Genomic DNA, 12,057 nt, shown 5'->3' on the forward strand with positions numbered 1-12,057 from the left:
CCCTGTGTACTTGCCCGCAAAGAAAGGAGGGGTGACTCACGTCACCCCGACCGGCAGATTATTTGAGTTGAGTGGAGGTACCGTCGGCGTGCCACTGGAACACACCGAATTCGAAGCCTTTCAGGTCACCGTTCGGCGCCCAGGTCAGGGGGCCCATCACGGTGTCGATCGGTGCGGCCTTGATGGCGGCAGCGACGGCAGCCGGATCATCCTCGCCCGCCTTGGCGATACCGGCCGCCAGGGCCTGCATGGCGGCGTAGGTGGTCCAGACGAACGGACCGGAGGAGTCCTGCCCCTTGGCCTTGAACGCTTCTACGATGGGGGCGTTGGCCGGCACCAGGTCATATTTGTTCGGCAGGGTCACCAGCAGGCCTTCGGAAGCCGGGCCGCCGATGGCGGAGATGTCCTTGTTGCCCACGCCTTCCGGACCCATGAACTTGGCCTTCAGACCCTTCTCGCCAGCCTGGCGCAGGATCAGACCCAGCTCGGGGTGGTAGCCGCCGTAGTAGACGAAGTCGACGTTCTCTTTTTGCAGCTTGGCGATCAGGGCGGAGAAGTCCTTGTCGCCGGCGGTGATGCCCTCATAGGCAACGACCTTGACGCCTGCCTTGTCCAGCGCGGCTTTCACGCTGGAGGCGATGCCTTCGCCGTACTGTTTCTTGTCGTGGATGACGGCCACGCGCTGGGGTTTGACCTGCTCGATGATGTACTTGGCGGCGGTCGGGCCCTGGTCGCTGTCCAGACCGATGGTACGCAGGGTCAGCTGGTAACCGCGCTCGGTGATCTTGGGGTTGGTGGAGGCGGGGGTGACCATCAGGACCCCTTCATCTTCATAGATGTCGGAGGCGGGCAGGGTGTTGTCGGAGCAGAGGTGGCCGACCACGAACTTGACGCCGTCGTTGATTACCTTGTTGGCGATGGCCACGGCCTGTTTGGGATCGCAGGCATCGTCATAGATGACGGCTTCGATCTGCTTGCCCTTGATGCCGCCCGCCTTGTTGATCTGCTCGACCGCCATCTTGCCGCCGGTGAACTGCATGTCACCGTACTGGGCGACCGGGCCGGTCAGGGGGCCGGCGATGCCGATCTTGATGGTATCGGCCGCATTGGCCATGGAAACTGATCCAAACAGAGCCAAAGAAACCGCTGCTCTGACTGCCATTTTGCTGAAGTTATGCATTGATTCGTCCCTTAATCAGTGAATTGTTTCATTTTATGCACGTCATTCCGAGCCTGTGTCCCGCCAGCCCGGCGATAGATAAGGTTCTATCATTCCTCGCCGGGCAATAACAAGATGTTAAAGATACTAACCGGAGCAGGTGTGAGAGGGGTTTTGTGAAACTAACACGCAGTTTATTGCTGTTTGCTGGAGTTTAATGTCGTCAATGTGGTGCAACATACACATAACAAATTGTCATGGTGACAATTTCCAGAGTAAAAAACTGACGATATTTCATTCTGCGTCCGCTCTCATTTTGACCAAAATCCGTTTGCGCAAAAAGAAATGACCGCATAGATTAGCCAGCATTGATAATTCACTGGCAGCGCCCGTTAAAACCAAGCCTTTATTCGGGAAATCTGCTACTGTTCCGCCTTTGTTATTCAGGAGACAGAGATGGCAACTATCAAGGATGTCGCCTCGCGCGCAGGCGTATCCATCTCCACCGTCTCACATGTACTCAATCACACCCGTCGGGTCAGCGAAGACGCAACCCAGAAAGTGCTTGAGGCGGTGGCAGAGCTGAACTACGCGCCCAACTCGGTGGCGCGCAGTCTCAAGATCAATTCGACCAAGACCATTGGCATGCTGGTGACCACCAGTGCCAACCCCTTCTTCGCGGAAGTGGTACAGGGGGTGGAAGCCTACTGCTTCGAGCAGGGTTACAGCCTGATCCTGTGCAACACCGAGAACCAGCCGCCCCGCCAGCAGCACTATCTGCGCATGCTGATGGAAAAGCGGGTCGACGGCCTGCTGGTGCTGGGGACCGATATCGACACCCAGTTCAGGGACATGCTGCGTATCCACAAAAACGTGCCGCAAGTGGTGCTGGACTGGGGCAACGAGTGCGATTTCGCCAACGTGATCAACGACAACGCCCGCATCGGCGCGCGTCTGGCGGTGCGCCATCTGCTGGAGCAGGGCCACACCAACATCGTCTGCATCACCGGCCATCTCGCCAAGCCGACTACCCAGCAACGGCTGGACGGGGTGCGCGATGCCCTGGCTGAACAGGGGATGACCCTGAAAGAAGAGCAGATCTTCGAAGGGGACTACGAGAGCCAGAGCGGCTTCGATGCCATGCAGCGCATCCTGGCCCTCACCCCTCGCCCGACTGCGGTCTTTGCCTTCGACGATCCCATGGCCATCGGTGCCATCTGCGCCGCCTGGGAGGCCGGGGTCAAGGTGCCGGACGATATCTCCATGATCGGCTATGACGATGTGGAGATGGCGCGCTTCTCCAGCCCGCCGCTCACCACCATCCGCCACCCCAAGGCCGAGCTCGGTCTGCTGGCGGTGCAGCAACTGGTGAGCCGGATCCGCAACAAGGAGCTGGAAGTGGAGTCCATGACGGTGCAGCCCGAGCTCATCGTCCGCCGCTCGGTCAAGTCCCTGCGCTGACGGCGCCACGGGTGCCATGAACAAGAAACCCCCTCGCCAGCGAGGGGGTTTCTGTTTTTGGGCCCCTCTCGAATCTGGGGGCGTCAGGCCTTGAGGCCGAGCCGCCTGGCGAGGCGGTGCAGGTTGCCGCCGTCCAGATCCAGCGCCCGGGCGGTGGCGGCCCAGTTGCCGTCATGGGCCGTCAGGGTCTGCTCGATGAGCTGGCGCTGGAACAGATCGGTGGCGGCGCGCAGGCCGAGGCCGGCAATGGCCGGGGAGGCGGGCTGGCTGACGGTGTCGGCGGGCAGGGATGAGCCCGTCGCCCCCAGGTTGAAGTGGTGGGGTTTCAGGGTCGGCGAGGGGCTGCCCTGTTCGGCCCTGGCCAGCACGGCGGCGCGGTGGATGGCGTGCTCCAGCTCCCGCACGTTGCCGGGCCAGTCGTGGCGCTCGAGCAGTTGCAGCGCTTGTGGCTGGATACGCAGCTGCTCCAGCCCCAGGCCGAGCCGGCAGCGCTCGCAAAAGTAACCGGCCAGCAGGGGAATGTCGCCCGGGCGTTCCCGCAGTGCCGGGGCGTGGATCGGGAACACGCTCAGCCGGTGGTAGAGGTCGGCCCGAAACTGCCCCTCGACCACCGCCTGTTTCAGATCCCGGTTGGTGGCCGCCAGGATGCGCACATTCACCTTGAGCGGGGTGTCGTCACCGATCCGCTGCAGATCGCCGTATTGCAGCACCCGCAGCAGCTTGGCCTGCAGTGCCAGGGAGAGCTCCCCTATCTCGTCGAGAAACAGAGTGCCCTTGTCCGCGAGCTCGAACTTGCCCGCCCGATTGTGGATGGCGCCGGTGAAGGCCCCCTTCACGTGGCCGAACAGCTCGCTCTCGGCCACGGATTCCGGCAGGGCGGCGCAGTTGAGGTAGACCAGGGGGGCATGGGCGCGGGGCGAGCCGCCATGCACCGCCTTGGCGATCAGCTCCTTGCCGACCCCGGTCTCCCCCAAAATCAGCACGTTCAGCTCGGAGCTTGCCACCACGTCTATCTCGTGGCGCAACCGGGCCATGGCGGGGGAGCGGCCAATCATCTCGGGCTGGCCCGGCCCATTCTGGGTGGAGGGAGCGAGGGGTTCGCTGCTCTGGCGGGCGAGCCGCTCCAGCAGCAGGGCGTTGTCGAGGGCGGCGGCGGCCAGAGCCCCCACCAGCCGCAGCTCCTCGTCGCTGATGCCGTCGAACTGGGTCGGGTTCATGCCGTCTATGGTCAGGGCGCCGATCAGCGCCTGATCCGAGAAGAGCGGCAGGCCGACGCAGGCGTGTACCTTGAAGTCGTCGTGATCCGGCAGCAGGCCGTCATAGGGGTCGGGCAGGGCGCTGTCGGCAGGGAAGCGCACCACATCCCCGGCGCGGGCGATGGCCTCGAGGCGCGGGTGATCCTTGAGGGCGAAGCGGCGCCCCAGCACGTCCTGCATCAGGCCGTCGATGGCCAGCGGGATGAACTGGCCCCCCTCGTAGCGCAGCAGGGCCGAGGCATCCGAGTTCAGCAGGCTGCGCACGCTCTGGATCAGGCGGTGGAAGCGGTCCTGATGGGAGATGCCGAGTTGCAGGTCGAGGGCGATGCGCGCCAGGCTGTCGGTCGAGATCACGATAATTGTCCAAATGACAGTATGTTTGTGATTTTGACTATAAAGGTGTGGTGTCTTAATGACAACGAGTGACATGCGAAGCCATTAAAAACAATGGGTTACAATTTGGCACGTCCGCTGCAATAGCTGGTTCAGTTGAACATCCACTATTGCATTCGAGGAACTGCCTGATGAGCATTCACGTCAAGAACAACATCCACTGGGTCGGCCAACGGGACTGGGAGGTACGCGACTTCCACGGCACCGAGTACAAGACCCACAAGGGCACCAGCTACAACAGCTACCTCATCCGCGAAGGGAAAAACGTGCTGATCGACACCGTCGATCACAAGTTCAGCCGGGAGTTCGTGCAGAACCTGGCGGCCGAGATCGATCTCGCCGCCATCGACTACGTGGTGATCAACCACGCCGAGGAGGATCACGCCGGCGCCCTGACCGAGCTGATGGCCCGCATTCCCGGCACCCCCATCTACTGCACCCACAACGCCATCGACTCCATCACCGGCCATCATCACCACCCGGAGTGGAACTTCCACCCGGTCAAGACCGGTGACAGCCTGGACATCGGCAACGGCAAGCAGCTGGTGTTCATCGAGACCCCCATGCTGCACTGGCCCGACAGCATGATGACCTACATGACCGAGGACGCGGTGCTGTTCTCCAACGACGCCTTCGGCCAGCACTACTGCGACGAGCACCTGTTCAACGACGAGGTGGATCAGAGCGAGCTGATGGAGCAGTGCCAGCGCTACTACGCCAACATCCTCACCCCCTTCAGCCCCCTGGTGACAGCCAAGATCAAAGAGGTGCTCGGCTTCAACCTGCCAGTGAGCATGGTGGCCACCTCCCACGGCATCGTCTGGCGCGAGGACCCCACCCAGATCATCCTGAAATACCTGGAGTGGGCCGACCACTATCAGGAAGATCGCATCACCTTGTTCTACGACTCCATGTCCAACAACACCCGCATGATGGCCGACGCCATCGCCCAGGGCATCCACGAGGTGGACCCCGGCGTGGCGGTGAAGATCTACAACGTGGCCCGCCACGACAAGAACGAGATCCTGACCCAGGTGTTCCGCTCCAAGGGGATACTGGTGGGATCCTCCACCATGAACAACGTCATGATGCCCAAGGTGGCGGGCATGCTCGAGGAGATCACCGGCCTGCGTTTTCGCAACAAGCGTGCCTCGGCCTTCGGCAGCTACGGCTGGACCGGCGGTGCGGTGGACCGGATCCAGACCCGATTGATGGACGCAGGCTTTGACATCAGCATCTCCCTCAAGGCCAAGTGGCGCCCGGATGGTTCGGCGCTGGCCGAATGCCGCGAGCATGGCCGCCAGCTCGCCCGTCAGTGGGCGTTGCACCCGCTGGACGCACCCCGCCCGATCACCACAACCCAGACAACCGTGACGCCCGTCCTCGCGATGCCTGCTGTTGAGCCGCAAGCCGCAGCGGCCGCCGCCGAATGGGACGATGACCAGGCCATGCTCTGCACCGTCTGCCAGTGGGTCTATGACCCGGCGCTGGGCGAGCCGGATCAGCTGGTGGCGCCGGGCACCCCCTGGGCCCAGGTACCGGAGAGTTTCCTTTGCCCGGGTTGCGGCATCGGCAAGGAGGTATTTGAACCCTGCGCCGTGGAGGTCTGTGTATGAGCGCAGCAACGCAGAGTGACGCCGGCATCAGCCGGGAGATAGTGGTGATCGGCAGCGGCTTCGCCGCCCAGCAGCTGGTCAAGAGCCTGCGCAAGCTGGATGCCGAGCAGCCCATCCGCCTCATCACCGCCGACAGCGGTGACGAGTACAACAAGCCCGACTTGAGCCACGTGGTGAGTCGGGGCTGCCCTGCCGCGGCCATGACCCGCCAGAGCGGCAGCGATTTTGCCGAGCAGCAGCGCATCGCGCTGCTGCCCCACTGCCCGGTGCATGGCATCGACCCAGCAAGGCGGTTGGTGCTGACCGAGCAGGGGGAATTCCCCTACGGCAAGCTGGTGCTGGCCACCGGGGCGAGCGCGGCGCGCCCCGATCTGCCGGGCAGCGAACACCTGGTCACCCTCAACAGCCAGCAGGAGTTCGCCGCCATCGAGGCGCAACTGCGCCAGGCCCGCCGCATCCTGGTGCTGGGGGCGGGGCTCATCGGCTGCGAGCTGGCGATGGACATGGCGAGCGCAGGAAAAGAGGTGACGCTGGTGGATCTGGCCGACAGCCCCTTAAGCGCCCTGCTGCCCGCCGCCCTGACCGAGCCGCTGCAACAGGCGCTACGCAGCCAGGGGGTCAGCCTGCAGTTCGGGACGGGTCTCGCCAGGATGGATGCCCAGCCGGGGGATGGCTGGCGGGTGACCCTGACCAATGGCCGCATCAGCGAGCAGGATCTGGTGATCGCCGCGATCGGCCTGCGGCCGAATCTGGCCCTGGCCCGCGGGGCCGGGCTGGCAGTGGAGCGTGGCATCCTGGTCGACGATCGGCTGCAGACCAGCGACCCCCATATCTTCGCGCTGGGGGATTGCGCCCAGTGGCAGGGCCAGCTGCTCCCCTTCCTGCAACCCATCGTGCTGGGGGCCAATGCGCTGGCGCGCACCCTGCTCGGGACGCCGACCCCGCTGACTTTGCCCCCCATGCTGGTGAAGGTGAAGACGCCGCGCTACCCGCTGCAACTGGCCGGTCGCACCCGGGGCGAGGATCTTGCCTGGCAGTGCCGCTGGAACAGCCACGGCATGGTGGCCGAGGCGCGCGACCAAGCCGGCGAGCTGTGCGGCTTCGTGGTGGGGGGCGACCAGATGAGCGCCGCCTTCCCGCTGCTGCGTCAGCTGCCCCGTTAACCCCTTTCATTGTACTGGCCGGGTCGACCCGGCCATCTGAGGAGAACCGATATGGCCATGCAACTGATCCCGTCTCACTGGGTGGTGCGCCGCTCCACCCCCTTCTTCACCCGCCAGAATGTGCCCCAGGCCCTGCTCACCCACCACAACACCGCGGCCGGGGTGTTCGGCCAGCTCTGCGTGATGGAGGGCACCGTCACCTATCACGGTTTTGCCGATGAGCAGGCCGAAGAGCCCGAGCTGAGCCTGGTGATCCGGGCCGGGGAGTTTGCCACCAGCCCACCCCGGTACTGGCACAGGGTCGAGCTGTCGGAGGATGCCCGCTTCAACATCCACTTCTGGGCCGAGCAGGCCGAATCCGACCAGCCGCTGTTCCACAGCCGCAAGGCATAGGCTCAATCGCGGGCAGGGGCACTGGCCCGAATCTCCCCCTGTGCCTATGCAGATCAAAATAATCAACTCAGATGTTGGTTATCATTGCCGCCAGATCGGGTGTACGCAGTGGAGGATGCATGAGCGTGATTGAGGCGATGACCATGGTGGCCGGACTGGTCTATCTGGTCCTGTTGGTGTTGAAAACGGGGCCGGGCTGGTCATCTCGACTCTCCCTCGGAGTGCTGGTCATTGCCTGGCTGGCGGCGGCAGATGTCAGCCTCTGGCTTGGCCTGGGGCTGGTGGTCGGCAGTCTCAGCCTGCTTCATCGCATCCAGCCCTTCCCCGCACTGGACGAGCTGGGCAGTCAGCCGCTGCGGGAGTGGGCGCGTCATCTGCTGCTGCTCTGCTGGTTGCTGGTGTCGGTGCAATATGGGGTCTATATCTGGCTGCTGGCACGGGGGACGGTTCCCTGGCTGGTGCGCCCCGACGTGGTGGACGGTTTCCTGCCCATCGCCGGTGGTCTCGGGCTGCGGGCCTGGCTCGGGCAGGGGCTGACGGACCCCCATCACCCGGCGGCCACCGTCACCGTGCTGGTGCTCTCCCTGTCGGCCCTGCTGCTGGGTCGGGCGTTTTGTGCCTGGTTCTGCCCGCTCGGGCTGGTGGGGGAGTGGCTGCACGGCCTGCGCTCGCGCCTGTTGCCGGGGGAGTGGACCCCGCCGCGCTGGCTCGATGCCGTGTTGCGCGGCCAGAAGTTTCTGGTGCTCGGTTTTCTGCTCTTCATCATATTGCTGGCGGTACCCGCCGCCGCCCTGCCCGGCTACCTCGCCAGCCCCTACCATCAGGCGGCGGACATGAAGATGGGGGCCTTCTTCTTCAACCTGACCCTGATCTCGGGCCTGTGCCTTGGCTGGGTGCTGCTGCTCACCGCCACCTTTCGGCAAGGGTTCTGTCGCTACCTCTGTCCCTATGGCGCCTGGATGGCCCTGCTCGGCCTGCTGACCCCGCTGCGCATTCGCCGTGACCCGGCCCGTTGCCTGCGAAGCCTGGGCCACGACTGCGACAAGTGCAGCCGGGCCTGCCCCTCGCGCATCCAGGTGCACCAGCTCATCGCGGTGCAGAGCCTCGAGTGCACCAGCTGCCAGAGCTGCGTGGCCGCCTGCCCCAAGCGGGCCGATGCCCTGCATCTTGGCACGCAAGGGCAGCGACTCGCCCCCCGCCAACTGCTGGGGCTGCTCTGTCTGTTGCTGCTGGTGTTGCCGCTGCTCTCCTACGGCTTGCTGGATCTCTGGGTCAGCCAGACACCGATCCCTGACCGCTACGAGTTGTTGCAGCGGCTGCCCTGGTTGACCCACTGAGGGGGGAAAGGGCAAAAGGTGGATGATGGGGGGATCTTTCGGATTGGCGATAATAAGCTGTATAAAAATCCCCCGCCAAATTGTTAGCGCCATCCCACTTTGCTCATATTGCAATTGATCATATAGCGCTCCCCACCATAATGGGTGCTGTTATTTGGCGTTGTTAATATCAATTGGATGAGCAACAACATGAATATCAAGGTCAGCTATCCCAAGTGGTTTACCCTGGACCATAAGATCGCGTTCTTCTTCCCGCTGTAATTCCTCGCGGCGGCGCGGCATGCCTGCCATGCCACGAGCCCGCCTCCATTCCTGAACTGAAATAGCTGCACCTATCTTCGCCTGTTTATTCTGGCGAGGCGATGTCGTGCACCTATTTCCCAATATTTCCCACCTGCCGGACATTCTATTTTCGGCGGGGGAAGAGACTCATTCTGAATATTTAAATCTGGGGTGTTTATATTATGGAAAACTTCAAGCATCTGCCCGAACCCTTCCGTATTCGTGTCATCGAGCCGGTCAAGCGCACCACCCGTGCCTATCGGGAAGAGGCCATTGTCCGGGCGGGCATGAACCCCTTCCTGCTGGACAGCGAAGACGTCTTCATCGACCTGCTGACCGACAGCGGCACCGGCGCCATCACCCAGGACATGCAGGCCGCCATGCTGCGCGGTGACGAGGCCTACAGCGGCAGCCGCAGCTACTATGCCCTGCAACAGGCGGTGCAGGAGATCTTCGGCTACTCCCTGACCATCCCCACTCACCAGGGGCGCGGCGCCGAGCAGATTTACATCCCCGTGCTCATCAAGAAGCGGGAGCAGGAGAAGGGGCTGGATCGCAAGAAGATGGTGGCCCTCTCCAACTACTTCTTCGACACCACCCAGGGCCACACCCAGATCAACTGCTGCGTGGCGAAGAACGTCTACACCAGGGAGGCGTTCGATACCTCGGTCACCGCCGACTTCAAGGGCAACTTCGATCTGGTGAAGCTGGAAGAGGCCATCCTGGAGGCGGGCCCCGCCAACGTGCCCTACATCGTCAGCACCATCACTTGCAACTCCGCCGGGGGGCAGCCGGTCTCCATTGCCAACCTGAAGGCGGTGTACGAGATCGCCAGAAAGTACGACATCCCGGTCATCATGGACTCCGCCCGCTTCGCCGAGAACGCCTACTTCATCCAGCAGCGGGAGCCCGGCTACGCGAACTGGACCATCGAGGAGATCACCAGGGAGTCCTACAAGTACGCGGACGGCCTCGCCATGTCGGCGAAGAAGGATGCCATGGTGCAGATGGGGGGGCTGCTGTGCTTCAAGGATGACAGCATGCTGGACGTCTACACCGAGTGCCGCACCCTGTGCGTGGTGCAGGAGGGCTTCCCGACCTATGGCGGCCTAGAAGGGGGCGCCATGGAGCGCCTGGCGGTGGGCCTGCGGGACGGCATGCGCCAGGACTGGCTGGCCTATCGCATCGGCCAGGTGCAGTACCTGGTGGACGGGCTGGAGGCCATCGGCGTGGTGTGCCAGCAGGCGGGGGGCCATGCGGCCTTCGTGGATGCGGGCAAGCTGCTGCCCCACATCCCGGCGGATCAGTTCCCGGCCCACGCCCTGGCCTGCGAGCTCTACAAGGTCGCCGGCATCCGCGCGGTGGAGATAGGTTCCCTGCTGCTGGGGCGCGACCCCGCCACCGGCAAGCAGCACCCCTGCCCGGCGGAGCTGCTGCGCCTGACCATCCCCCGTGCCACCTATACCCAGACCCACATGGACTTTGTCATCGAGGCCTTCGGCGAGGTGAAGAAGAACGCCCACCGGGTGAAGGGGCTGGACTTCATTTACGAGCCGGCCGTGCTGCGCCACTTCACCGCCAGACTGAAAGAGGTCGAGCATAACGACCCGTCAGCCGGCAAGACGCAGAAAAAATTGATAGAAGCATAACGAGTCAGGGGCACAGATTTTTCTGTGCCCTTTTTTTCACTGCTCTGTGAAAGATTTGGAGTGACACACATGACATCAACACCGTCCGTCATCGGAGGGGCCTGCATCATTGCCAGCGTCTGTGTCGGTGCTGGCATGCTGGGGCTGCCGAGCGCGGGAGCCGGGGCCTGGACCAGTTGGTCAACCCTCGCCATCATTCTTACCATGGTCGTCATGACGGTTTCAGGCTGGATGCTGCTGGAAGCCCTGAAACCCTACGCATTGACCGCCTCCTTCAACTCGGTGACCAAGGATCTGCTCGGTCACAGGATCAATCTCTTCAACAACCTCACCGTCTATTTCGTGGGCGGCATTTTGCTCTATGCCTACATCACCTCGTCGGGTCTCATCCTGGGCGGCCTGCTGGGCATCAATAGCCAGCTGGCCTCGGTGTTGTTCGTGCTGGTGTTCTCCTGGTTCGTCTGGCATTCGACCCGGGCGGTGGACAGGATTTCGGTCGTCCTGATCGTCTTCATGGTGCTGAGCTTCGTGTTCGGGGTCTCCGGGCTTGCCAGCAAGGTCGACACCGCCAAGCTGTTCAACTCCTTTGCCGAGGAGCTGGGCCGCGCCCCTTACGCCCTGGCCATGTTGCCGGTGGCGCTCACCTCGTTTGGCTACCACCACTCGGTGGCATCGATGCGCGCCTATTACGGCGAGGAGCAGAAAGCCAGGCAGGCGATCCTGGGGGGACCCTGATCGCCCTGGCGCTCTATCTGCTGTGGCTGCTCAGCATCTTCGGCAACCTGCCTCGTTCCGCCTTCGGCCCCGTCATCGCCAAGGGGGGTGACGTGGATGTGCTGCTGGGGGCGCTGGCCTCGGTGATCGAGTCCAGGCAGGTCTCCCAGGCCATCAACCTCTTCTCCATGGCGGCCATCCTCTCCTCCTTCATCGGGGTGGGGCTTGGGGTGTTCGACTATCTGGCGGATCTGTTCCGGTTCGACAACTGTCGCCGGGGGCGGGCCAAATCCTGGGCGGTGACCTTCCTGCCCCCCCTGGCGCTCTCCCTGATGTTCCCGTTCGGCTTCGTGGTGGCCATCGGCTATGCCGGGGCCGCGGCGACCGTCTGGGCCTGCATCATCCCGGCCCTGCTGGCGAAGAAGTCCCGGGAGCTGGCCCCGGACGAGGCGGGGTTCAAGGCCCCCGGTGGCCAGCCCATGGTGGTGGCCGTCATCGTCTTCGGGGTGCTTACCGCCATCTTCCACCTGATGGCCATGGCGGGTCTGCTGCCCGTCTACACCGGCTGACCCTGGTGTGCTGAACCTGGCCCCATCCCGAACATATTCCACGGATGGGGCGCAGGATCCGGCCC

The 12,057-nt window shown here is 63.4% G+C and carries 9 protein-coding genes and 1 pseudogene; 8 read left to right on the forward strand and 2 right to left on the reverse strand.

Annotated elements, in window-relative coordinates; genetic code table 11:
- Nucleotides 1-58 precede the first annotated feature (58 nt).
- Nucleotides 59-1,180 carry a branched-chain amino acid ABC transporter substrate-binding protein gene (locus C2U30_RS14830; protein ID WP_039041003.1) on the reverse strand — a complete coding sequence of 374 codons (1,122 nt, stop codon included), beginning with the start codon at nt 1,178-1,180 and terminating at the stop codon, nt 59-61.
- A 435-nt stretch (nt 1,181-1,615) separates the two neighbouring features.
- On the opposite strand from C2U30_RS14830, the gene C2U30_RS14835 reads away from it, so the two are divergent.
- The gene (locus C2U30_RS14835) at nt 1,616-2,620 is read left to right on the forward strand and encodes a substrate-binding domain-containing protein (protein WP_010672385.1); all 1,005 of its coding nucleotides are present in this window, start codon (nt 1,616-1,618) and stop codon (nt 2,618-2,620) included.
- Between the two features lie 83 nt (nt 2,621-2,703).
- Here the strand turns inward: C2U30_RS14835 and norR are convergent, their stop codons facing one another.
- Nucleotides 2,704-4,230, reverse strand: a complete 1,527-nt coding sequence (norR, locus tag C2U30_RS14840) for a nitric oxide reductase transcriptional regulator NorR (RefSeq protein ID WP_103244009.1) — start codon at nt 4,228-4,230, stop codon at nt 2,704-2,706.
- Nucleotides 4,231-4,400: 170 nt separating this feature from the next.
- Between norR and norV the strand changes: the two genes are divergently transcribed.
- From norV to C2U30_RS14875, 7 genes and pseudogenes are all read left to right on the forward strand, one after another.
- Nucleotides 4,401-5,885: an anaerobic nitric oxide reductase flavorubredoxin gene (norV, locus tag C2U30_RS14845; protein ID WP_045522587.1), complete on the forward strand. Its 1,485-nt coding sequence runs from the start codon at nt 4,401-4,403 to the stop codon at nt 5,883-5,885.
- Entirely contained in the window at nt 5,882-7,048 is a 1,167-nt protein-coding gene (gene norW, locus C2U30_RS14850; protein WP_103244010.1) for an NADH:flavorubredoxin reductase NorW, read from the forward strand. Before norV ends, norW begins: the two co-directional genes overlap by 4 nt.
- A gap of 51 nt (nt 7,049-7,099) precedes the next feature.
- Entirely contained in the window at nt 7,100-7,441 is a 342-nt protein-coding gene (locus C2U30_RS14855) for a DUF1971 domain-containing protein (protein WP_103244011.1), read from the forward strand.
- Between the two features lie 119 nt (nt 7,442-7,560).
- Nucleotides 7,561-8,778 carry a 4Fe-4S binding protein gene (locus tag C2U30_RS14860; RefSeq protein ID WP_103244012.1) on the forward strand — a complete coding sequence of 406 codons (1,218 nt, stop codon included), beginning with the start codon at nt 7,561-7,563 and terminating at the stop codon, nt 8,776-8,778.
- A gap of 189 nt (nt 8,779-8,967) precedes the next feature.
- On the forward strand, nt 8,968-9,039 hold the full coding sequence (gene tnaC, locus C2U30_RS23190; RefSeq protein ID WP_223302601.1) for a tryptophanase leader peptide: 72 nt from the start codon (nt 8,968-8,970) through the stop codon (nt 9,037-9,039).
- Between the two features lie 203 nt (nt 9,040-9,242).
- Complete coding sequence (gene tnaA, locus C2U30_RS14870) at nt 9,243-10,709, forward strand: tryptophanase (protein ID WP_010672391.1); 1,467 nt, start codon at nt 9,243-9,245, stop codon at nt 10,707-10,709.
- Nucleotides 10,710-10,778: 69 nt separating this feature from the next.
- A pseudogene (locus tag C2U30_RS14875) lies at nt 10,779-11,992 on the forward strand (aromatic amino acid transporter).
- Nucleotides 11,993-12,057 lie beyond the last annotated feature (65 nt).

The sequence above is a fragment of the Aeromonas sp. ASNIH5 genome (assembly GCF_002902865.1).
Classification (GTDB): Bacteria; Pseudomonadota; Gammaproteobacteria; order Enterobacterales; family Aeromonadaceae; genus Aeromonas; species Aeromonas caviae.